Source organism: Shewanella sp. QJM3NY_23 (assembly GCF_056173105.1).
Genome location: NZ_CM149657.1, coordinates 1,750,294 through 1,774,625 on the forward strand (window position 1 = coordinate 1,750,294; position 24,332 = coordinate 1,774,625).

General features: G+C 46.5%; 19 protein-coding genes and 1 CRISPR repeat array. Of the genes, 16 read left to right on the forward strand and 3 right to left on the reverse strand.

The window, feature by feature from the left end; translation table 11 throughout:
- Positions 1-2 precede the first annotated feature (2 nt).
- From cas1e to AC0VXX_RS08065, 4 genes are all read left to right on the forward strand, one after another.
- Positions 3-923 (forward strand): type I-E CRISPR-associated endonuclease Cas1e, encoded by a 921-nt coding sequence (gene cas1e, locus AC0VXX_RS08050; protein WP_475516682.1) that lies wholly within the window; start codon positions 3-5, stop codon positions 921-923.
- A 9-nt stretch (positions 924-932) separates the two neighbouring features.
- A complete protein-coding gene (gene cas2e / locus AC0VXX_RS08055; RefSeq protein WP_475516683.1) occupies positions 933-1,226 on the forward strand; it encodes a type I-E CRISPR-associated endoribonuclease Cas2e in 294 nt (97 codons plus the stop codon).
- 104 nt (positions 1,227-1,330) lie between these two features.
- Positions 1,331-4,105: a CRISPR direct-repeat array (repeat unit 29 nt; unit sequence GTGTTCCCCGTACCTACGGGGCTGAACCG).
- Positions 4,106-4,361: 256 nt separating this feature from the next.
- Complete coding sequence (gene rluB, locus AC0VXX_RS08060; RefSeq protein ID WP_110458064.1) at positions 4,362-5,228, forward strand: 23S rRNA pseudouridine(2605) synthase RluB; 867 nt, start codon at positions 4,362-4,364, stop codon at positions 5,226-5,228.
- Between the two features lie 728 nt (positions 5,229-5,956).
- Complete coding sequence (locus AC0VXX_RS08065; RefSeq protein WP_475516684.1) at positions 5,957-6,964, forward strand: sialidase family protein; 1,008 nt, start codon at positions 5,957-5,959, stop codon at positions 6,962-6,964.
- A 49-nt stretch (positions 6,965-7,013) separates the two neighbouring features.
- Here AC0VXX_RS08065 and AC0VXX_RS08070 read toward each other — a convergent pair whose 3' ends face one another.
- On the reverse strand, positions 7,014-7,370 hold the full coding sequence (locus AC0VXX_RS08070) for a TraR/DksA C4-type zinc finger protein (protein WP_475516685.1): 357 nt from the start codon (positions 7,368-7,370) through the stop codon (positions 7,014-7,016).
- Positions 7,371-7,524: 154 nt separating this feature from the next.
- Positions 7,525-8,454 (reverse strand): tRNA dihydrouridine(16) synthase DusC, encoded by a 930-nt coding sequence (dusC, locus tag AC0VXX_RS08075; RefSeq protein ID WP_475516686.1) that lies wholly within the window; start codon positions 8,452-8,454, stop codon positions 7,525-7,527.
- 356 nt (positions 8,455-8,810) lie between these two features.
- Here dusC and AC0VXX_RS08080 point away from each other — a divergent pair, with 356 nt between their 5' ends.
- The 12 genes from AC0VXX_RS08080 (at position 8,811) to AC0VXX_RS08135 (ending at position 22,620) form a co-directional block, all read left to right on the forward strand.
- Positions 8,811-9,266, forward strand: coding sequence for an HvfA family oxazolone/thioamide-modified RiPP metallophore (locus AC0VXX_RS08080; RefSeq protein WP_475516687.1), 456 nt, complete (start codon positions 8,811-8,813; stop codon positions 9,264-9,266).
- A 232-nt stretch (positions 9,267-9,498) separates the two neighbouring features.
- On the forward strand, positions 9,499-10,341 hold the full coding sequence (locus AC0VXX_RS08085; protein ID WP_475516688.1) for an HvfB family MNIO-type RiPP peptide maturase: 843 nt from the start codon (positions 9,499-9,501) through the stop codon (positions 10,339-10,341).
- Positions 10,342-11,088, forward strand: a complete 747-nt coding sequence (locus tag AC0VXX_RS08090; RefSeq protein ID WP_475516689.1) for an HvfC family RiPP maturation protein — start codon at positions 10,342-10,344, stop codon at positions 11,086-11,088.
- Between the two features lie 285 nt (positions 11,089-11,373).
- Positions 11,374-11,742, forward strand: coding sequence for a YbaN family protein (locus tag AC0VXX_RS08095; protein ID WP_475516690.1), 369 nt, complete (start codon positions 11,374-11,376; stop codon positions 11,740-11,742).
- A 234-nt stretch (positions 11,743-11,976) separates the two neighbouring features.
- Positions 11,977-12,531: an adenine phosphoribosyltransferase gene (gene apt, locus AC0VXX_RS08100; RefSeq protein WP_475516969.1), complete on the forward strand. Its 555-nt coding sequence runs from the start codon at positions 11,977-11,979 to the stop codon at positions 12,529-12,531.
- A 271-nt stretch (positions 12,532-12,802) separates the two neighbouring features.
- Positions 12,803-15,682 carry a DNA polymerase III subunit gamma/tau gene (dnaX, locus tag AC0VXX_RS08105; RefSeq protein WP_475516691.1) on the forward strand — a complete coding sequence of 960 codons (2,880 nt, stop codon included), beginning with the start codon at positions 12,803-12,805 and terminating at the stop codon, positions 15,680-15,682.
- 132 nt (positions 15,683-15,814) lie between these two features.
- Complete coding sequence (locus AC0VXX_RS08110) at positions 15,815-16,144, forward strand: YbaB/EbfC family nucleoid-associated protein (protein WP_069672062.1); 330 nt, start codon at positions 15,815-15,817, stop codon at positions 16,142-16,144.
- Positions 16,145-16,523: 379 nt separating this feature from the next.
- A complete protein-coding gene (gene recR, locus AC0VXX_RS08115) occupies positions 16,524-17,123 on the forward strand; it encodes a recombination mediator RecR (protein ID WP_475516692.1) in 600 nt (199 codons plus the stop codon).
- A 162-nt stretch (positions 17,124-17,285) separates the two neighbouring features.
- The gene (gene htpG / locus AC0VXX_RS08120; protein ID WP_475516693.1) at positions 17,286-19,205 is read left to right on the forward strand and encodes a molecular chaperone HtpG; all 1,920 of its coding nucleotides are present in this window, start codon (positions 17,286-17,288) and stop codon (positions 19,203-19,205) included.
- Positions 19,206-19,276: 71 nt separating this feature from the next.
- A complete protein-coding gene (locus AC0VXX_RS08125) occupies positions 19,277-20,122 on the forward strand; it encodes a co-chaperone YbbN (RefSeq protein WP_475516694.1) in 846 nt (281 codons plus the stop codon).
- Between the two features lie 220 nt (positions 20,123-20,342).
- Entirely contained in the window at positions 20,343-20,987 is a 645-nt protein-coding gene (gene adk / locus AC0VXX_RS08130; protein WP_475516695.1) for an adenylate kinase, read from the forward strand.
- A 328-nt stretch (positions 20,988-21,315) separates the two neighbouring features.
- Positions 21,316-22,620: an inosine/guanosine kinase gene (locus AC0VXX_RS08135; protein WP_475516696.1), complete on the forward strand. Its 1,305-nt coding sequence runs from the start codon at positions 21,316-21,318 to the stop codon at positions 22,618-22,620.
- A 142-nt stretch (positions 22,621-22,762) separates the two neighbouring features.
- Here AC0VXX_RS08135 and AC0VXX_RS08140 read toward each other — a convergent pair whose 3' ends face one another.
- Positions 22,763-24,082 (reverse strand): dicarboxylate/amino acid:cation symporter, encoded by a 1,320-nt coding sequence (locus AC0VXX_RS08140; protein WP_475516697.1) that lies wholly within the window; start codon positions 24,080-24,082, stop codon positions 22,763-22,765.
- Positions 24,083-24,332 lie beyond the last annotated feature (250 nt).

The window sequence follows — 24,332 nt, forward strand, 5'->3', positions numbered from 1 at the left end:
TCATGGCTTTTATTCCTTTAAAACCCATACCAATCAAAGACCGCCACTCTATGATATTTGTTGGTATGGGGCGCATAGATGTTCGAGATGGTGCTTTTGTAGTTATTGATGAAGTTAACGGTGAGCGTATGCATATTCCTGTTGGTTCAGTTGTTTGCATCATGCTTGAACCGGGAACTCGAATCAGTCACGCTGCGGTTAAATTGGCTGCGACTACTGGTACATTATTGATTTGGGTGGGTGAAGCGGGCGTGAGGCTTTATTCGGTAGGGCAACCCGGAGGTGCACGTTCAGACAAATTACTTTACCAAGCAAAATTAGCATTGGATGAAAATTTAAGGCTCAAGGTGGTGCGTAAAATGTTTGAGCTACGGTTTGGTGAACCTGCACCTGAACGAAGGAGTGTGGATCAGCTGCGTGGCATTGAAGGTGCGAGGGTTCGCAAAACTTATGAGCTACTAGCCAAGCAATATGAAATTGAGTGGCAGGGAAGGCGGTATAACCCTAAAGATTGGCAAGCCGGAGATGTAATTAATCAATGTATCAGTGCCGCAACATCGTGTTTATATGGCGTAACTGAAGCAGCGATATTGGCCGCGGGATATGCTCCCGCGATTGGCTTTTTACATTCAGGCAAGCCACTTTCGTTTGTTTATGATATTGCTGACATTATCAAGTTTGACACCGTAGTACCTGCGGCATTTAAAGTCGCCAGCAAAAGGCCTAAACAGCCAGATAGAGAAGTTCGTATCGCATGTCGTGAAGCTTTTAGAAAAGATAGAACATTACAGCGACTTATCCCCTTAATAGAAGAAGTATTAAATGCGGGAGAGATAGTCCCTCCAAAGCCATATGAAGATGCGCAACCACCAGCTTTGCCAGAACCAACGTCATTTGGTGATGAGGGGCATCGTACAAGTTAAGGAATTCTAATGAGTATGTGTATTGTCGTAACAGAAGCTGTTCCACCAAGACTAAGGGGACGCTTAGCGGTATGGTTACTTGAGATAAGAGCTGGTGTATATGTTGGCGATGTAGGCCGCAGAATTAGAGAAATGATTTGGCATCAGGTCACTGAATTGGCTGAACAAGGTAATGCAGTGATGGCATGGGCAACGAACACAGAATCGGGCTTTGATTTTATTACTTATGGCGAAAATCGTAGAGAGTCGATTGATTTTGATGGATTAAGGCTAGTTAAATTTAAAGTAGAAGAAGCTAAATGAAAGGCTAAATAGAGCTTTTTGTGAACTATCTTGACGTTCTTTAAAAATATGGTGGATTTTTGTAAGGATGATTTTTTCTTTGGAAACAATCATGTATATTTAGAGTGTTCCCCGTACCTACGGGGCTGAACCGTAACCGGTGAAGTGCCAGATTTAACCACGGCCGTGTTCCCCGTACCTACGGGGCTGAACCGCATATAGTGAGTTGTATGGTAGCTGTGATGCTGTGTTCCCCGTACCTACGGGGCTGAACCGCCAGCTAAGAAACCTGAGATAGCACTAGCACCGTGTTCCCCGTACCTACGGGGCTGAACCGTGACTCAGCAGCTCTTACTGAATCTAATTGCTGTGTTCCCCGTACCTACGGGGCTGAACCTTCTCTCAACAGGCAGCCACTGAGTGCTTCTCAGTGTTCCCCGTACCTACGGGGCTGAACCGTCACTATCACAGGCACAAAAGCTTGCCAATAAGTGTTCCCCGTACCTACGGGGCTGAACCGCTTGGAAAAATGATGTAAAACAACTCATTAGTGTGTTCCCCGTACCTACGGGGCTGAACCGTCGGGTGATGGACCAGGAAAAGGCGCTGATTCGTGTTCCCCGTACCTACGGGGCTGAACCGTCGGGTGATGGATCAGGAAAAGGCGCTGATTCGTGTTCCCCGTACCTACGGGGCTGAACCGATTGCCATTTATTGCAGAGGCAATCTGTGGATGTGTTCCCCGTACCTACGGGGCTGAACCGCTGTTTAGCCTGAAAAAGACCGAGGTCTTTAAGTGTTCCCCGTACCTACGGGGCTGAACCGCTCATTAGCAATCTAAAAGAGTTGTCGGCTAAGTGTTCCCCGTACCTACGGGGCTGAACCGTCTATCTAAATCGGCAAAAGCAAAAAAGGTTAGTGTTCCCCGTACCTACGGGGCTGAACCGCGCACGCGGAATTATTGCAGAGGTTCACACCTGTGTTCCCCGTACCTACGGGGCTGAACCGGAAGTGTCAGAGGTAATTGCAGCGAGGGAGTCGTGTTCCCCGTACCTACGGGGCTGAACCGGGATCGCAGACGTTAAAAACGAAATAAAGGTTGTGTTCCCCGTACCTACGGGGCTGAACCGATGACGTAAAACAACTCATTAGTGAACTTTGCGTGTTCCCCGTACCTACGGGGCTGAACCGAGGGCTAAATATGTATAGATCGCTATCTGCCGGTGTTCCCCGTACCTACGGGGCTGAACCGCGGTTAGTGTTGAGGGTACGGGCACTATTTTAGTGTTCCCCGTACCTACGGGGCTGAACCGGCGTTATTCGCCACCGCACCCAAACATGAGCTGTGTTCCCCGTACCTACGGGGCTGAACCAGATACATGACCAATAATCCAGTTGAGTTATTCCGTGTTCCCCGTACCTACGGGGCTGAACCGTTAGGGCATTTAGCATTGTCGCCGTCGGTGAAGTGTTCCCCGTACCTACGGGGCTGAACCGGCCGAGACTGTTTTATCTGAAACGCAATTAGAGTGTTCCCCGTACCTACGGGGCTGAACCGCATGTGAAGCTGAAAAAGCAGCGGTTGATTAAGTGTTCCCCGTACCTACGGGGCTGAACCGCCATCTATGTAATCTGCCAAATCATTCACATGGTGTTCCCCGTACCTACGGGGCTGAACCGCCCATTATGCTGCCTCCTTCAACTGGGTAATCGTGTTCCCCGTACCTACGGGGCTGAACCGTCTTTTACCTAAAAACACTTTTTACCGCCATCGTGTTCCCCGTACCTACGGGGCTGAACCGCTGAAATAACATGGAAAATAAGGAAATATTTAGTGTTCCCCGTACCTACGGGGCTGAACCGTTTTGCGCTGACTGTAGCGAATCAGAATAGCCGTGTTCCCCGTACCTACGGGGCTGAACCGTTTTACGAGATCAATTGCATGATTTAGAAACCGTGTTCCCCGTACCTACGGGGCTGAACCGGGTCTTGGCTGTCATGGGCGGTTTGAGCTAAGGTGTTCCCCGTACCTACGGGGCTGAACCGCTATCTTGTAGTAATTGTCAGCTTTGATTATTGTGTTCCCCGTACCTACGGGGCTGAACCGTCTTAGTGCTAATACCGTATGTTTGAGCCACTGTGTTCCCCGTACCTACGGGGCTGAACCGCGTTGAACAGTTCAATGAATTCATAAAAGACAGTGTTCCCCGTACCTACGGGGCTGAACCGTAGGACTTCGATGCTAGTCACCCAATACATTAGTGTTCCCCGTACCTACGGGGCTGAACCGCCATGCAACTGTTATATCTAATGGTATCGCAAGTGTTCCCCGTACCTACGGGGCTGAACCGCCGTCTGAATTTATCAACAAACCCTTGCTTACGTGTTCCCCGTACCTACGGGGCTGAACCGTCTTAGTGCTAATACCGTATGTTTGAGCCACTGTGTTCCCCGTACCTACGGGGCTGAACCGCGTTGAACAGTTCAATGAATTCATAAAAGACAGTGTTCCCCGTACCTACGGGGCTGAACCGCCATGCAACTGTTATATCTAATGGTATCGCAAGTGTTCCCCGTACCTACGGGGCTGAACCGCCGTCTGAATTTATCAACAAACCCTTGCTTACGTGTTCCCCGTACCTACGGGGCTGAACCGCAGCTTAGAAAATTCTAATATACGCTGATCGCGTGTTCCCCGTACCTACGGGGCTGAACCGGTTACCCACCTTTGCCTTCATGGCCTTAACCAGTGTTCCCCGTACCTACGGGGCTGAACCGCACTCGTCCGCGCTATCTACTGACTCAATATGGTGTTCCCCGTACCTACGGGGCTGAACCGTAATCGGGGCAACCATAAATTTGCTGCACCGGGTGTTCCCCGTACCTACGGGGCTGAACCGCCCTCGAAATATGAAATATGAGGCCGTATATATCGCTACAAGCAATACAAACAATAGTATCGGCTCTTTACACGGTTAAATGCTTTGAAATTAAACGGTCGTTTAACATTGTTATTTTGCGTGTCAGAAACTTAGCACGTATAATTAGACCACTTTTGAAATTGTGTACATCAGTGTGTACATGGCAACAGAATATACAATAGTGAGGTGGTATAACTCCTTGCTTTAAAAATACAATTTAATAAAGAGTCTACTAATGAGTGAAAAATTGCAGAAAGTCTTGGCCCGTGCAGGCCATGGCTCCCGTCGTGAGATGGAGGCATGGATTGCTGCAGGTCGAGTTAGTATTGACGGTGAAATTGCCAAGCTTGGCGATCGTATCGAAGCTGATGCCAAAGTGCGTATCGATGGCCGCAGCGTATCGGTTAAATCTGAAGAAGATTTAGTCTGTCGTGTGATTGCTTATCATAAGCCTGAAGGTGAGATTTGCAGTCGTAAAGATCCCGAAGGACGTCCAACGGTATTTGACCGTTTGCCTCGTACGCGTGATTCACGTTGGGTGGCAGTGGGTCGTTTAGATATCAACACCTCTGGGTTGTTGCTGTTTACTTCTGACGGTGAATTGGCTAATCGCCTCATGCATCCGTCACACGAAGTTGAGCGTGAATATGCGGTGCGTACTTTTGGTGAAGTGTCTGACGCTGTTATTCAGCGCCTTCGTAATGGGGTGACTCTTGAAGACGGCCCTGCTCACTTTGATAAAGTAAAGCCTGCGGGCGGCGAAGGCATGAATAAGTGGTGGCATGTGTCACTGGCTGAAGGCCGTAACCGTGAAGTGCGCCGCTTGTGGGAATCTCAAGAGGTGCAGGTTAGCCGTTTGATCCGTATTCGTTACGGTATGATTGAGCTGCCAAAGACACTGCCACGTGGTGGTTGGGTAGAATTGCCGATTGAACAGGTTAACTACCTACGTAAATTAGCCGGTCTCGAAGAAGAGACCCGTACCTTAATGGGTACCGATAAACACAGTGTTGCCCGCTCTAAAGTGAAAAGCGCCAAGATCCGCCGTGCGGTGCGCAAGCACAAGACCACTGCGGGTAAGACACCTCGCCAACGCACTTAAAGTGAGCTGGTGAGCACTGAGGCATAATGACGAGCCTCACACTATGTCGTGTGACTGAATGTACGCCGTTTGGGTGTATATTCAGTCGCTTGGCTATATTGTTGAATTATGATGTTTTTACATTTAGTGTGTTGTTTATAAAATTTTTTATATATGACACATGCTTGAAAAGCATTTTTACTATTTCACTTATGGCCTAACAACATTCATCATAATTGCGTTATTTTGCTTTATATAAAATATGCAGCATAAGACGCTTACAAAAAGCCGCCTACGCGGCTTTTTTTGTACTTGCCATGTGGCATCAGCCCATTAACCCTGATGCTGGTCATCATTCCACTCATCATTCCACTCATCATTTCATTCCTCCTTTAATTCATGATTCGATTGTGATGACTTCACTTAGTCTTTTACTTGCTGATTCAACTTTATTCAGCTGAGTTGCTGGTCGTTCTGCATAGTCATCAGCTTGCAAATAGAGTTTCGCCTGGACCTTGCTAAGCCGTTTCATGGTGCATTTTTTTACCGCGTTATTTTTACCATTCTATGCTTACCATTTTATGTTTGAACGATAAAAATTCACTCATGCGGCTTTATCACTCATGCAGGTATATCTATGAGATTTAGGTATGAGGTTTAGGCAGCTTGAGGGGCAAGCTTGAGCAGTCGTGGTGATGGCGTGACGTTTACTATCTTGGCATCTATTTGCCTGTGCCGTTGAGTCGGTGATGGTTGCACTTATCGCGCGGTTCACGCTTAATGGTGGACGTGATAAAGGTAATGAAGGGTATGCCATGGCGATGAGATTAAATTGGGTCAAGAACATCTGGGACAAGGGATCACATAATGCCTTTAGCGACCTCACCTTGTTTAAACAGCGGCTGTATTGTGCCTTTAGAGAGGGCAGTGCACATGTCTCGCCCGATGGCATGATTCGGGTGTTAGCATCACCTGATGCAGGTGTCACTTGGAACTTAGTGGCAACATTAACCCATAGCGATGCCGATCTACGTGATGCCAAGTTGGTGGTGTTTGAGGGGCAACTGTATCTGTTTAGCGGTGCGACCTTCGCCAAAGGCAGCTCGCCGCGCATTCAATCTTATTATTGGTATTCTCATGATGGCAGCACTTGGTCTAAGCCCGTGGCTGTGGGCGGTCAAGATGAATGGTTATGGCGCATTACTGCCCATCAACATCGCTTACTTGGCATTGCCTATTATGCCGATGAACATGATGGTTATGTACGGCTTTACCAAGCACAGCTTGCCGAGGATGCATTGCTCGACTGGCAACCCTTAGTTAGTCACTTGAGTCGGGCTGGATATGTCAATGAGGCGGGATTAAGCATTGATGAACAAGGCGTTGCCTACTGCTTATTACGCCGAGATCCACTGTGGCAAACCGATGAACGGGCGTTGTTAGGGCAATCAACAGCGCCCTATACTCACTGGCAGTGGCGGGTATTAGACAAACGTGTAGGCGGACCAGTAAGTTTTATCTACCGGCAGCGGTTGTACGCCATTGTGCGTCTATATGACAACCTAGTGCGGACATCGTTGGTGGAAATTGAATTAAATACAGGCACTGTGGTTGAGCGTTTGAGGTTTCCATCGGGTGGTGATACCAGTTATGCTGGCATTGTGCAGCAAGGTGATGAGTTATTGGTCAGTTACTACTCATCCCATGAAGGAAAATGCGCCATCTATTTTGCCAATGTGACGCTTGGTTCGAGCTAAAATAGCAGGCTGAAAAAGTAGCGCTAACATTTGGTTAACGCTAATGTTGTCAGTGAGTTAGCCTGAGCTCGTGACGATGTTCGTGGGCGTGTTCTGCCGCACATTGTTGACAACGCTGCTCCAGCGGGTTGAGGGTTAAGCGCTGCGCTTCTATGTCTGCCTCACAGTCGGCGCATAAGCCATAGAGACCAATATCGAGCTGGCAAATTGCCGCATCGAGCTGGGTAAGTTGTATAAATAATGGCTCATCACAGAGTTTTGCTGCGGTTAAGGCATCGATCAATGCCGATAACGAGAGTGTCTCACTATCAATCGATAGCTGGTGTAGCGCTAGCAGTTGGCCTAACTCTTCCCTGAGATTAGCTTCAAGCTCTGACAGTTCATGTCTGATATAGGATCTGCTCACAAATCATTGCCTAGTTTAATCGTGTTAGGTAACCAGTCTAAACCGCTGACTCAACTTGACTATGACGAAGATCAAAAGTGAGTGATATTTTGTTAAATATCGACACTAATCGAGCGCGCTGTATCTGTCGTTGCCAGCTTACCTGTGGATCACGCTAGCTGCTACGCAGTAGCGATAGGATTTCAGCAGTATTTTTTAGCACTCTAACCTGTAAAAATAAGGCTTCACCTTCTACGTAATGACGGGCAATAAATCTCAGCCACTGTTTTATGCGAGCGGGGTAATATTTCTCTTTTTCGCTGACAATTTCAAACTCTGAATATTGGATCAGTAGCGCTTTTACCTCGGGCCATGTCATTGGTAATTGGTTGCCTTTAACAACATGGGCCAGATTGGGCACAGTCAATGCTCCGCGGCCAAGCATCACATCATCACAACCACTGGCCTCTTTGCAATTAAGGTAATCTTCACGGCTCCAAATTTCGCCATTGGCGATAATGGGCAGGGTAGTCGCCTGTTTGATTTTTTGAATATAGTGCCAATGCGCAGGAGGTCGGTATGCCTCCTCTTTAGTGCGAGCGTGTATTGTGAGCTCGGTAGCGCCAGCGGCTTCAATGGCCTGTGCAATCTCAATACAACGGCTTTTATCATCCCAGCCCAGACGGATCTTAGCCGATACCGGTTTATCTAACGGCACCGCGTCTCGCACCGCTTTCGTCACCTGATAAATGGTTTCGGGCTCTTTTAAGAGCGCGGCGCCGCCATTGCTGCGGTTAACCATAGGCGCAGGACAGCCATAGTTAATATCGACACCACGAGAGCCCAGTTCAATGGCCCTAAGCGCATTTTCAGCCATCCAATTAGGGTGTTGCCCCAATAGTTGTAACCTCACAGGCGTACCCGCTTCGGTATGACATTGATATTTTAATTCGGCGCACAGTCGATAGAACACTTTTTCTGGCAGCAGTTGGTCGACGACGCGAATAAACTCGCTTATCACCATGTCATAGCCGCCTACAGCTGTAAGTAACGCACGCATAGGTGCATCAGCAACACCTTCCATAGGGGCCAAAATTACTCGCATTGACTCGGTTCTCTCTCTTATGAGCATCGTATTAAGGATGTTACAGGTGGCATGGTTTGGTACCAGTGCCGGTTGTTATTCCGCCACGTGAGCATCAATGGTACGCAGCAGTTTAAAGGGCGCTCATTCTACGCCATGGCTAGGGGAGTTACAAAAATAAAGCGAGCATGCCCAACTGTGATTATATTTAAGTGGTGATAAATTGAGCTGTACTAGCATAGCATTTGTATCATAACTGTGATGCATGATAAGTTTTTGCAATAAAATGCGATGGTGTCAGGTCATATGATACGAGCCGGCAACATTATGGAGTTGGCAACCAATTGCATACCATTGGATGAAGGAAGGAAAAGATTATGAAATTAGTTAAACAAACTGCGGTCGCTGTTGCTTTAGGTACTGTTTGTGTCGGTTCAGCTTTTGCGGCGCAAGCACAAGCTAATCCATTTGGTTATAGCGAAATGCAGGCTGGTTACCAACTTCTCGACGGTGAAGGCAAATGCGGTGAAGGTAAATGTGGTGAAAACATGAAGAAAGCCGTTAAAGAAGGTAAAAGCGATGAAAGCATGAATAAAACCATGCAAGAGGGCAAGTGTGGCGAGAACGGCAACAAAGCTATGAAAGAGGGCAAGTGTGGCGAGAACGTCAACAAGGCTATGAAAGAGGGTAAATGCGGCGAAAGCATGAATAAAACCATGCAAGAAGGCAAATGTGGTGAAGGTCGATATGGCGCCGAAAAGAAAGCCATGAAAGAAGGTAAGTGTGGGGGCGAGACCAAAACTAAAGAAGGTAAATGTGGTGGCAATAAGTAATTATTGTCTTAGTTGATTTATAGGTTTTTTATAAAGCATTACTTTGATGTAGCTTGGGCGGTAGTTAGTGTCAAAGGTGAGTGGTAAAGGGGTTCACTGCATTAGGATGTTGATACGCTCAACGGCAGCGGTTACGCCCATCTTTGCTATAAATTACTAGGCCAGTCTTTTACTGGCCTAGTTTCTTTAATGCACAGACGTTATATATGAGTTTAATGATAAAGAGGAGCTTATGGCTCAACTAGCAATAGCAAGCGTTGGTTTAGGCTTACGCCGAGAGATGCTTAATGAATTTTGCCAATCGGTACCGAGTGGGATCAATTTTTTTGAGGTTGCGCCTGAAAACTGGATGACCTTAGGCGGTAAGTTTGGGCGTCAATTTAGGCAGTTGACAGAGCAACACCCATTTTTCTGCCATGGATTATCACTCTCAATTGGTAGCCCTGCGCCGCTGGATACCGATTTTGTGCAACAGGTTAAACGGTTTTTAGACTTGCACCAAATCGAGACTTATTCTGAGCATTTAAGTTACTGCTCTGGCAGTGGTCACCTGTATGATTTAATGCCAATCCCCTTTACTGATGAAGCGGTTATTCATGTGGCTAGGCGTATTAAGCAAGTGGAGTCGATACTCGAGCGGCCATTTATTCTTGAAAATGTCTCCTTTTATGCCGCCCCTGGCAGTCAAATGAGTGAACTTGAGTTTGTCAAAGCTGTATTAAGCGAGGCGGATTGTCAGTTATTACTCGATGTAAATAACATTTATGTTAATTCGATTAACCACCAATATGATGCCCTATCCTTTTTACAGGCGATGCCCACCGAGCGTATCGCTTATTTGCACATTGCCGGACATTACCAAGAGGCGGTTGATTTAATGGTAGATACCCATGGCAGCGATGTTATCACACCCGTGTGGCAGCTACTGCAACAATGCTATGCCCACCACGGGGTCTTTCCAACGCTATTAGAGCGCGATTTTAATATCCCCAAGACAGAAATATTGATGCAGGAGATTAACCAAATACACGCTTATCAAGCGGCGGCCTTGTCACAACAGGAGCTGCGTGCGTAAATGAATTTTATAACGGTGCAGCAATCCTTTATCGATTACATTCGTGATCCCGCTTTACCTTTACCGCCGGGGACTGATAAACGCCGGATGCGTATTTATAGAGAGCTATTTTTCAATAATATTAAGGGATTTGTGTCGAGTGGCTTTCCGGTACTTTGCTCTTTATATGATGAGGATGACTGGAATACGCTGGTGCAGGATTTTTTTGTGCATCATGATTGTCAAACACCGATCTTTATTGAAATTGCACAAGAGTTTTTGCTGTTTTTACAGCATGAATATCAACCTAAGAAGCATGACGCGCCCTTTATGTTGGAGCTTGCACACTATGAATGGCTTGAGCTGCTGGTGGCGACAGTGCCTTCGCTGCCTGTGCAATGCTCATTTAGCCCAGCAAAGCTTGATGATGAGACTCTGTGCCTGAATGTCGCGGCGCAAGTGGCGCAATATCACTATGATGTGCAGCATATCAGCCCCAATTATCGCCCGTTAAGTCCGAGTACCCAGCCCCATTTTTTCTGCATCTACCGTGATTTACAAGATGAGGTGTGCTTTTTACACCTAAATCCATTAACTGCACAGGTATTGGCTTACATAGACCAGAGTAATTGTGTGACTTTTAGTGAAGTCTGTCAGTGGCTTAAACAGACTTTTAATCAGATGGATGGTGATATGTTGGTCAATGGCAGTCGGCAGATGTTAATCGAGATGATTGATAAAAACATTATCTTAGCCCTGCGTGGTTAATTTGTTGCTCATAAGACTTTCTATCGAGGGCACATCTCACTATAATGGCCGCGAAAATTGATCTAGATCAATATAAGTCATTAATCTCGAGTGAGGAAGTCATGAGTCAGCCGTTTAAAGACCCGTTTAATATTGTTTATTTTGTTGGATTTTTGCTCGTATTAATGCTGCCAACATTACCAGCCACCTTATCTTGGTTGAAGCACCTACAACTGCTGTAGTCTCAATTCTGAACTCAGGTATACTAACCACTCATTGTTGAGTGGTTTTTTATGTGAGGGGTTAATGGCGCTAAAGCGTGGTTTTTTGTTATTAGTTGGCCTGATAAGTTTGTTATTAGGGGTTATTGGTATTGTCGTACCTTTATTACCAACGGTGCCATTTATCCTACTCGCAGCGTTTTGTTTTGCCCGCTCGAGCAGTCGTTTACACGCATGGTTAATGTGCCACCCTTGGTTTGCTGATGCTTTGCGAGATTGGGAAAGCAAACGCGCTATGCGCAGGGGATTGAAGCGTAAAGCGTATGTGGCAACTAGCATAAGTTTTGCCATCAGCATTGCCATAGTGCCACTGCTGTGGGTGAAAGTGATGTTGCTGTGTATGGTGACGTTATTACTGCTTTATTTACGCCAGATCCCTGAGTTGGAAGAGTAACCCTAGTAAGCTTTATTGCGTCATGGGGCAACGACATTATTTTGGTTAGTTTGCAGCAAAGTCGCATAAAACAGAGCTTAAATGGCGAATGGTGATATGGCGCGCCAGTCTTGACCGCGCTTTGTGACGTCCGTTGTTGCAACCCTTTGCAAAGGGGCTTAAGCTTTAGCCGAAAATTCTTATCTAACTGGCCTTATGGTCAGTTTTTCCCGTAAAGGGGTTTAATTGACAAAGATGGTAGCAATGAATATAGACAAGTTAGCCTTGATCAAAGAGAGCATTAAAACAATTCCTGATTATCCCAAACCAGGCATCATGTTTCGTGATGTAACCAGCTTGATGGAAGATCATGATGCCTATCAAGCAACCATTGAAATGTTTGTACAACAGTACAAAGACAGTGGATTTACCAAGGTTGTCGGCACTGAGGCTCGTGGCTTTTTATTTGGGGCTCCCCTGGCATTAGAACTTGGCTTAGGATTTGTGCCAGTACGTAAACCGGGCAAATTACCGCGTGAAACCATTTCAGAAAGCTATGAGCTTGAATATGGTCACGACATGTTAGAGATCCACACCGACGCGATTAACGCCGGTGATAAGGTATTAGTGGTCGATGATTTATTAGCCACAGGTGGCACTATCGAAGCTACGGTAAAACTTATCCGTAAGCTCGGTGGTGAAGTGAGCCACGCTGCCTTTGTGATCTCCTTACCCGATTTGGGCGGTGAGCAACGCTTAATTGATTTAGGCCTTGAGCTAATGACGTTATGTGAGTTTGACGGCGAATAATATCCTGATTATCTCCTTCTAAATGCTACGATACGCTGACGTATTCGTAGCATTTTTGTTTTTTAATACCATATTTATCTGATTGATTTTCAAACACTCATTACGACTTTTTAACGTTATCGATTAAACATGCTGCGACGGTGGCGTAATGGTTAAAAATAACCATAACCAAGGCCGCTGCTTGCTAGCGAGTTACGCCTTAGCGTGTTATTGTTTGCCCATTGTCGGAAGCGAGTTCCGTTATTGATTGATGACACAGTTGGGGAGTTCCATGTCATATCAGGTGTTAGCCAGAAAGTGGCGCCCTGCCAAGTTCGAGCAAGTTGTCGGCCAGTCACATGTTTTACATGCTTTGACCAACGCCTTGACACAAAACCGCTTACATCATGCTTACCTGTTTTCAGGCACCCGAGGTGTCGGTAAGACCAGTTTAGCGCGGTTATTTGCTAAGGGACTCAACTGTGAGCAAGGGATCACGGCCACGCCATGCGGCGAATGCAGCAGCTGTGTTGAAATTGCCCAGGGGCGCTTTGTCGATCTCATCGAAGTCGATGCGGCGTCGCGTACTAAAGTTGACGATACTCGTGAACTGCTCGATAACGTGCAATATCGGCCATCACGTGGTCGCTATAAAGTCTACCTTATTGATGAAGTGCACATGTTGTCTCGCAGCAGTTTTAATGCGCTGCTTAAAACCCTAGAAGAGCCACCAGAACATGTGAAATTTTTGCTGGCAACGACCGATCCTCAGCGACTGCCTGTTACCGTATTATCGCGCTGCCTGCAATTTAACTTAAAAAGTTTAACACTCGATGAGATCTGCCAGCAGCTTGCTACTATTTTGGCTCAAGAAGATATCGCGTTTGATGATGGCGCGATAAAACTGCTGGCCAAGGCAGCCAACGGCAGTATGCGTGATGCCTTAAGTCTGGCCGATCAAGCTATTGCCTTTGGTGCAGGTCAGGTGCAACTGAACCAAGTGCAAACCATGCTCGGCACCATAGACGAGCACTATGTCATTGTATTACTCAATGCATTGTGTGATGGCGATGTGGCTAATTTGATGCAGGTGACTGATGAAGTACTCTCTTATGGCGCCGATCCGTTTGAGGTGTTACGCAGCTTACTGGAGTTGTTGCACCAAATTACCTTAACCCAATTTGCCCCCGCCGCCGCGCAATTATCTCGTTATGCCGAGCAGATCAAGGCGTTTGCCGAGCAGCTACGCCCTGAGCAAGTGCAGCTTTACTATCAGTTACTCTTAACTGGGCGTAAAGATCTGCCCCATGCACCGGATCCTAAATCAGGATTAGAGATGGCGTTACTGCGCGCTATCGCTTTTGTCCCAGAAGCGCCAGTGAAACGCTGGCAAGTGGAAGCTAATCATAAGGTTATTTTACCGACCAGTGTTGCTAACGCTGCTGAAGTGGCGACAAGTGAGGTGCGTGATGATAGTCAAGCTAAGCATGACCATGTTAGCAGTAATGATACAAGCCAAGCGTTAGCCAGTCAGCCCAGTGTTGAGGTGAGCAAACCTGCCCTTGATACTGCCGATAAGGCGGGCGATGAGCAGAATAAACATCAGCCCAATGGCCGCGATATCGATGAGGCCAGTGAGCCTACTCAAGCAGAGGAGCAGGGTAATATCGATTGTGATGACACCGCCTTGCTTGCAGAACAAGCGCTTATTTTAAGCCAAGCACAAAGCCAAGGGCTGCCTGTTGCCGCTGAAGTGACTGATGATTTACCAAGCATCGAACTAACTAGCTCTACTGCCGCTGATTTGCCAAACGGGCAATACGAAACGGCGGCACAATACCGTGGGCAGCAAAGCGCTAGCAAGTCACATTCGGCTGACGCTTTATCCGAGCCGGAGATTGATGTTGCCGTGGCGCCGTCAATGGGGCATCAAGCTGTTGATGATTATTCGATGCCACAAGAGTATTTGGATGATGTTTACGAGGTGAATGACGCCGATCCTAGCGATTATGAAGCCTACCTTGCTAGCCAAATGCAGGCCAATGACAGTGGTCAAACGGCAGTGGCTGACGCGTATCAAACGCCTTATGGCACAACACATGAGCCAGTCAGTTCAGCCAACGATGAAGCAGGCGCTAAAGCTGACTTACCGTTAGACAAGGCACCAGAGCAAGAAGCTGGCCTATTTTCAGATGATGATGTACTCGATGCCGTTCTTTCTGCGAGGCAATCATTGCTCAGCGACTTAGATGAAACCTCGTCTAAGGAGAGTGACACAAAAAAGCCTGAAGCGGGGCGACAGGCCTTCGTGCCGCCTAAGCGCGAAGCGCCATCATCTCAAGCTGATGAGCAAGTGGCAGTCGTAAGCGAGGCAGCCTCTTTACTTCATAAAAGTGATCAAGCCTCTGCCCTTGAGCATACGGCTAGCAATAGCGTAATGGTTGATGAGCTTGATGATAGGCCACCATGGGAAGCGCCTGTACAGGCTCAAGCTCCAACCGCAGACGATAAAGCGTTGTCGACGCCGGACACGTCACATGAGCCAGAGTCGCAGTTAACCCAGGCTCAGTCGTCAGCTGCCGCTGGTGCAACACAGACAATGATGTCCCAGCAAGCTGAGCCTGAAAATATTCAAGCTGATCAAGACAGTATGCAGATGCCTGAGGCAAGTGAACAGACTCACTTGCCCACGCTTACTGCTGACATTAGTGGTAATGAAATCGATCTGCAATGGTACCGACTCATGTCGGCACTCGACATTGGGGGCAGGGTACGGCAATTAGCGGTTAACTCAGTATGTCAGCAATTTGTTGACCCGTTGCCGCTCGTATTAAAACCCAACCAAAAGCATTTGGCGGCGCCTGGCGCGGTGCAGCAATTGGAAGCGGCGCTATCCAAAGCCTTAGAGGGGGAATGCACGGTTACCATTACCGTTGGCATGGAGCCCAATCGTGAGACTCCGCTTGAGATCAGGCAGCGTTTTCACCGAGAACTGTTAGGCTTAGCGCATCATGAATTGCTTAATGATGATAACATTCGCTGGTTGAGTGAGACCATGAATGCGCAGATGGAGCCTGATAGTTTAAGCTATGCCCCTGAGCGATTAGGCCAACGTGGCAAGACGATTGCGCTTATTAATAAATCGAACTTTATTGCTAAAGCAGAGTCATAATGGCAATCGTGATGTGTATTAAGTTCGTGGGTATTTAGATCATAAGTTTGTAGATTGGTGATCAGCATTGATTGCTTCTTGGTGCTAATTAAGTAAGATTAGCCAGTTTTTTAATATTGAAGAGAACTCGATATGTTTGGAAAAGGCGGTATGGGTAACCTGATGAAACAGGCCCAAATGATGCAAGACAAGATGGCCAAAGTGCAAGAAGAGATTGCACGTATGGAAGTGACGGGTGAAGCCGGCGCGGGTCTTGTAAAAGTCACTATGACAGGCTCTCACAGTGTTCGTAAGGTTGACATCGATCCTAGCCTGCTAGAAGACGATAAAGAGATGCTAGAAGATCTGATCGCAGCAGCCTGCAATGATGCAGCGCGCCGTGTTGAAGAAAATCAAAAAGAGAAGATGGCTGAAGTGACTGGCGGTATGCAACTACCACCAGGCATGAAGATGCCATTTTAAGCTAGCATCATGATGTAATCGCTGTTTATGGCAGCTCTCCGTTTACGAGTAAATAGGGATGCAATAGATAGTAATGCACTAAAAGCCTAAGCACGCCTTAGGCTTTTTTGTTGCTGAAAATCGATAAACCCAATTTTATAGCAATTGTATTCGCTAATTAATGGATCTTATTCAAGCTGTTAACATCGGTGAAATGGCCTTGGGTAACATAAGTCAATTGACCGGTTGAGTTTGGCATTAATTAGGGCTCATCATGCCGATGATTTATGATAATATTCTGCGCATAATTTGATGAGAACTCATTGGTCATGTCAATGAACTACTTATCACTATAGCCAATAACGCTTTATGTTTTAACCAGTAGGATGCCCGCTTAATTATGAAATTTAGTCCCTTGGTCGATGAGCTAATTCAGTCATTACGCTGTTTACCCGGTGTCGGTCCTAAGTCGGCGCAGCGCATGGCGTTTCAGTTGTTGGAGCGTAATCGCAAAGCGGGGCAGACCTTAGCGCAGGCGCTGGCCAGTGCCATGAGTGATGTGGGTCACTGCAGCGCGTGCCGTACTTTTACTGAAGAGACCTTGTGTCCTATTTGCGCCAGTAGCCGACGCGGCCAGTCCGATCTTATCTGTGTGGTGGAAACCCCAGCGGATGTGTTAGCCATTGAGGCAGGCGGGTATTTTTCTGGTCGTTATTTTGTGCTCTTAGGGCATTTATCGCCCCTCGATGGCGTCGGGCCCGAAGAGTTAGGCCTCAGTCTACTTGAGCAGCATCTGGCCAGCGGTGAGATTAGCGAGTTAATTTTAGCGACTAATCCAACAGTTGAGGGCGATGCAACGGCACATTTTATTGCCGACATGGCGCGGCAACATGCTGTAAATGTCAGTCGCATTGCCCATGGTGTGCCAGTGGGGGGCGAACTCGAATATGTCGATAGCACCACATTAGCCTTGTCATTCAACGGGCGCTTACCTCTGTAATTATCATAGGTTTATCGTGACTCTTTTAAATCCAGCACCTTGATGCTGGATTTTTTTTGAGCAAATGAACCGCTCTGACAACTTTAAACTTGAAAAGCAAAATTCTAACCCCATCTCTTAAGCCATAGAGCGTCATTTGTGAAATTTAAGAAGGAATAATCGATGTCACAACAAGAAACCCATGGCTTTCAAACTGAAGTCAAACAATTACTTAATTTGATGATCCACTCTTTGTACTCTAACAAAGAGATTTTCTTGCGTGAATTGGTCTCCAACGCCGCCGATGCTGCCGATAAGCTCAGATACCAAGCATTGACCAATAATGATCTGTACGAAGGTGACGGTGAGTTACGCGTACGTGTGAGTGCCGACAGTGAAAAGGGCACCATCACCATTGAAGATAATGGTATTGGTATGACTCGCGATGGCGTGATTGAGCACTTAGGTACCATCGCTAAATCAGGCACCGCGGAGTTTTTTAAAAACCTATCTGGCGATGAGTCAAAAGATTCACAGCTTATTGGTCAATTCGGTGTGGGCTTCTACTCTGCCTTTATCGTGGCCGACAAGGTAACCGTACGCACGCGCGCTGCCGGTCATGCTGCCGATGAAGCTGTGCAGTGGGAATCAGCTGGCGAAGGTGAATTTACCGTTGAAAACATAATAAAAGAGACTCGCGGTACAGAGGTTATCTTGCATCTTCGTGAAGAGGAAAAAGAGTTTGCCAATGATTACCGTTTGCGCTCAATCATCACTAAATACTCAGATCATATCTCTGTCCCTGTAGAGATGTGGCAAGAGGGAACGCCAGCGCAAGAAGCGACAGAAGAAGGTGGCGAGGCCATTCCAGCTACCGAGGGTTACTGGAAGCCGATGAACAAAGCCACCGCGCTTTGGACTCGTAATAAGAGCGACGTGACTGACGAAGAATACCAAGAGTTTTACAAACATATTTCCCATGACTTTGTTGATCCACTCATGTGGAGCCACAACCGCGTAGAAGGTAAGCAAGAGTACACCAGCTTGCTGTATATCCCTGCAAAAGCGCCGTGGGATCTATGGAATCGTGATCGTAAACATGGTTTAAAACTGTTTGTGCAGCGCGTGTTTGTGATGGATGATGCCGAGCAGTTTATGCCAAGCTACTTGCGCTTTGTGCAAGGTCTGATTGACTCTAACGATCTGCCGCTCAACGTATCGCGCGAGATCTTGCAAGACAACAAGATAACCACCGCACTGCGCACTGCTGTGACCAAGCGTGTATTAAGTATGCTTGAGAAACTGGCAAAAAATGAGCCTGAAAAGTATCAAACTTTCTGGGCAGAGTTTGGCCAAGTGCTTAAAGAAGGCCCAGCTGAAGATTTTGCCAACAAAGATCGTATCGCTGGTTTGCTGCGTTTTGCATCGACTCACACTAATGAAGCTGCACATACCGTATCGCTCAGTGATTACGTGAGCCGCATGAAAGAGGGCCAAAGCAAGATTTATTATATTGTTGCTGACAGCCATGAAGCGGCCGTGAATAGCCCACATCTTGAGTTGCTTCGCAAGAAAGGGATTGAAGTGCTATTGATGTCCGAGCGCATCGATGAGTGGTTAATTAACCACTTAACCGAGTTCGAGGGCAAGCAGTTGCACTCGGTCACTCGTGGTGACTTAGAGTTAGGCGATCTTGAAGATGCCGAGGAAAAAGAAGCGCAGAAAAAACTGGAAACGGAATCTGAAGGCTTGATCAAGCGAGTGAAGGCCGCGTTGGGTGACAAGGTTTCTGACGTTAAAGTCACCACGCGTTTGACCGATACCCCAGCTTGTGTGGTTGCAGGTGAAGGCGAAATGTCATCGCAGATGATTAAACTGATGCAAGCCGCTGGCCAAGCAGTGCCTGAAAGCAAGCCCGTGTTTGAACTTAATCCAGAACACCCGCTGGTCGCACGTTTAGATAACGAGCAAGATGACGAGGTGTTTGGCCAATGGTCTGAGCTATTATTACAACAGGCGCAATTGTCTGAAAAAGGCAGCCTAGCCGACCCATCGGCATTCATTAAGTTAATGAACAAGATGTTGCTGGCGGGCATGAAGTAATTAGCCGTCAAACGCAAGAGGCAGTTTAACTGCCTCTTCTTATATGCACTTAATCTATGCGAAGGGATCTTATGGATACGGTATTGGATTTAACTAAAGAGAACATCCAACAAGTGGTTGATGCGTCAATGCAACAGGTGGTGGTGTTGACTTTTTGGAGTCAGCAAAGCCCTGAAAGCATGACATTGGTACAGACACTAGAGCAAATGGCCAGCGCACAGGCGGGTCGTTTTGTACTCGCGAAGGTCAATTGCGATGCAGAGCTGGAAATTGCGAATTATTTCCAAATCCAGAGTGTGCCGACGACCTTGCTGCTGCGCGATGGTAAACCAATCGATGGCTTTGCTGGCGTTCAAGAGCCTGCCCAAATTGAAGCCATGTTTGAGCCGCATTTGCCACAGGTTTGGCAATTACAACTGGCAGAGGCGAAAACCTTACTCGCCACAAATGACGTTGAGCAAGCCTTACCGCTATTGCAGCAGGCCTATCAAGCCAATCAACAAGCGGAAGTTGCCTTGGTCTATGCCGATGCGCTATTAACCCTTGGTAATATCAATCAAGCTCAAGTGCTTCTCGATGGCGTAGGGCTGGCAGATCAAGATGGCTATTATCAAAGCTTGCGAGCGAAATTAACCCTCGCGCTCGATGCTGCCGACACACCTGAAATTCGTCAATTGATGGACAATGTCGAGGCCAATCCACAAGACTTGAGTTTACTGCTCTCTTTGGCAAAAGCCCTGCATGGTGCTAACCGAGATGAAGAGGCACTGGAAAGGTTATTTGCTGTGTTGCGACAAGACATCGGCGCACATAACGGTGAGTTGAAGCAGTTATTTATGGATATTTTGACGGCGATGGGTCAAAGTAATTCGATTGCTAATCAATATCGACGCAAGTTATACAGCTTGCTGTACTAATCATTGTGCTTTTTTTATCTGCTGTTTGGCTTTTAGTGCTACTTAATGACTAAAGGCCAGTTGATTTAACTGTATCAGCCTAAAGTCGAACTAAAACCGCGGTTTCTTCACTTCAAAAGGGCGGCCATATGTGCGAAGATCGCCGCCCAATGATAAAAATAATTCCAATTGAATCATCAAAACTAATAATCAACTCTATGCGAAATAAGAGGACTCTCAGATGCGCATTATGCTATTAGGTGCCCCAGGTGCCGGTAAAGGTACTCAGGCCCAGTTCATCATGGAAAAATATGGTGTGCCACAAATTTCAACGGGTGACATGTTACGTGCCGCGGTTAAGGCGGGAACGCCACTTGGCCTTGAAGCAAAAAAAGTGATGGATGCAGGACAATTGGTGTCTGATGAGCTGATTATTGGCTTAGTTAAGGAGCGTGTTGCACAAGACGATTGTGCAAAAGGTTTCCTGTTGGACGGCTTCCCACGCACTATTCCACAAGCCGATGCTATGGCGGCTAGTGGCATCGAAATCGATCATGTGATTGAAATCGATGTGCCAGATGAAGAGATCGTTAAGCGCATGAGCGGACGTCGTGTTCACCCAGGTTCTGGCCGTGTTTATCACGTGGTGTTTAATCCACCTAAAGTGGAAGACAAAGACGATGTGACGGGTGAAGACTTGGCCATTCGCCCTGATGATGAAGAGAGCACTGTGCGTAAGCGTCTTGCGATTTATCATGAGCAAACTAAGCCATTGATTGAATATTATGGCGCCCTCGCAGTTAAAGGTGGCTTGACTTACAATAAGTTTGACGGCACCCAAAGCGTTGCCTCTGTCAGTGATGCCATTGTTAAGGCGATCGGCTAATTAGTCTTGATTAGCGGCAGTGTACTTACAGTCGCTTACAGATGTAATACAGTATAAAAGCTCACTTCGGTGGGCTTTTTGCGTTTAAGTCTCTATGGTTACGATTTAGCCGTGTCCTTTGGTTGTTTTGTTAGTCATTCAATGTCATTACCGTAGTATAAATCACTGCTTAGTCGCATTTTATATGGTAAAATCTGCCGCCATTTTAGTAGGGTAAGGGCTGTGGTCGTTTTCATCGACTCAGTTCTGTAAATAGTGAATTAAGAGGGTCTGGTTTACTATTTACTTCAATTCGATTTTGCATGGATGCGACACAAGTGAGTTAGGTATGAAGTTTCCTGGTCAACGTAAGTCTAAGCATTACTTTCCAGTTAAAAATCGCGATCCATTACTGGCGCAGTTAACCCTGCAACCACAACATATTACTACCCATATCAGTGGTATCGATCAAACCTTGGTCGATATCGAAGCTAAAGTTGAAGATGAGCTGCTTAGCCGCTATGGATTGCCTAAAGGTAATTCGACGCTTATTGACGATGATAAGGCGCACCAACTTTATACTGAACTCAAACAATCAAACATGATTAGTGATGAGTTTGCTGGCGGTACGATAGGCAATACCGTCCACAACTACTCTATTTTAGCTGATGATCGTTCGGTGTTGTTTGGGGTAATGAGTAACAACATAGAAGTGGGCAGTTATGCGTATCGTTATCTCTGTAATACCTCTTCAAAAGTAGATTTAAATTACCTACAACCGGTTGATGGCCCTATTGGTCGCTGTTTTACCTTGATCTCTGCTTGTGGTGAACGCACCTTTGCTATTAGCAAAGGCTCAATGGACAAATTGACTCCGGAGTTTATCGATAAAGAGGTGATCCAAACCTCATCGGCGTTAGTGTTAACGGCTTATTTGATGCGCGCCAGCGGTGGCGATCAGATAACGGATGCGGCGTTAACGGCCATCAAATACGCCAAAGAGGCCGATGTGCCTGTGGTGTTGACATTAGGGACGCGCTTTTTAATTGAAGAAGATCCACAGTGGTGGATCAATTTCATCAAAGACAATGTCTCTATTTTAGCGATGAATGAAGATGAAGGCGAAGCGTTAACCGGTTTTCGCGATCCGTTAAGCGCTAGCGATGCCGCGTTAGAATGGTGTGATTTGGTGCTCACCACAGCGGGTCCGTTAGGCTTGTATATGGCAGGCCATACGGAAGATTCTGAAAAGCGTGAAACCAGCCATACTTTGCTTCCGGGCATTATTCCTGAGTTTAATCGTTATGAGTTTTCTAGACCCAAACTTAAAAACGATTGTGATACCCCAATTAAAGTATTTGCGCACATTCCACCTTATATGGGCGGGCCGGAAGTGATCCGCAATACTAATGGTGCCGGTGATGGTGCTTTGGCTGCATTACTCCATGATTTGGCCTCAAATACCTACCATAAAGCCAATGTGCCAGGTTCGAGTAAACATAAGCGCGACGGGTTATGTTACTCCTCGTTTTCACAGGTCTGTAAGTACGCTAACCGGGTCGCTTATGAGGTGCTAGCCCAGCACAGCCCACGTCTTTCTCGTGGCTTACCAGAAAAAGAAGACAGTTTAGAAGAGGCATACTGGGAGCGTTGAATTCCCAAGTAGCATAGAAATCAAAAAGGCGTCCATTGGACGCCTTTTTTCATTTTCGTTTGCTTTTATCAAGCCGCTGTAACATCCACTTACTTGCATGAGCCGCTGTTATGTATCATTGCCCATGCATCGGGAAATCAGCTTAGTCTTTGACCTCTGCATTGACTTGGTCAACAAAGCTACCAGCAGTTTTACCCGCTTGAGTATCATGAAACACCACTTCGTTAAATGCGCCTTCTGATTTTGCAATCACCAATGTCGCCACTGAATCGCCAGTTACGTTGACGGCTGTTCGTACCATATCTAGAAGACGATCAACCCCCATAATGAGCGCGATCCCTTCAACAGGCAGACCCACCTGATTAAGTACCATAGCGAGCATAATTAAGCCCACTCCAGGCACCCCTGCAGTACCGATGGAGGCCAGCGTTGCGGTGACGACGACCATGGCATAATCGGTAATGGTTAAATCGATACCAAAAACTTGCGCGATAAATACGGTCGCCACCCCTTGCATAATAGCCGTGCCGTCCATGTTGATGGTCGCGCCCAGTGGCAAGGTAAACGACGCCACTTTATTGTCGACACCAAGACGATGTTCACAGGTTTCAATGGTCACGGGCAGTGTTGCATTTGAACTGGCAGTACTGAAAGCAAACAGTTGCACATCACGCATTTTACGAATAAACAGCAGAGGGCTTAAACCTGAGAACACTTTCAGCAGTGTGGGATAAACAATAAAGGCATGGATCAGCAATACGCCTAATACCACAAAGAAGTACTTAACTACGCTTTCGAAGGTCTCTAAACCGAGTGTTAATGCCAGTTTGGCCATCAAGGCGAAAATACCATAAGGCGCTAACTGCATAATTAAGGTGACAACGCGCATGATCACTTCATTTAAATCAGTAAATAATGCGGCAACGCGTTTACCTCTTTCACCAATGTGAGAAACCGCAAAACCAAAAATAACGGCAAAGATAATAATTTGCAGCATGTTACCTTCAGTCATTGCTTGTATTGGATTACGAGGAACTAAGTTGATCAATACATTGGCAAGGCTGGGCGCTTCCTTGACGCTGTATTGCATATTTTCTGTCGCCAAGGAGGCATTACCTGGGTGAATAAGCAATGCAATAAGAATCGCCATACTAAGCGCGATAGCGGTGGTAAATAAATAAAATGCAATGGTTTTTCCACCCAGACGTCCTAGAGTCGATGGATCGCTTAAAGAGCAGGTACCGCAGACCAGTGAAATAAACACCAGGGGAACCACGAGCATTTGTAAGCTGGAGATAAAGATAGTGCCAATAACATTTAAGATCCCATCAGTAATATAATCTTGAAGAAATTGACTTTCGGAAAAAAAGTAGCGAAGTAGCAGACCAAATAAAATCCCAGTCCCCATACCAATGAGTATCTTACCGGTTAAACCAAGCTTCTTTTGTTGAGTTTGCACCATAGTGTGTCCTGTATTATTTTTATACTTCTCATTTAGCCATAAAGCCTAGCAAGAAAAGAAAAACGAGGAAATGGCTATATTGATACTATTTAGGTTACGTGTGTAAAAATAAGTGCGAATAATCTCTAAAAGGTTACAATAAAGTTTTACTAGCTGTAACAGTAAGTAACGCGCTTATGTTAGCAGTAATAATTATAGTGATAAACTGAGTAACAGGGAGTCTGACAATGAAGTCAGCGTATAAAGTTTT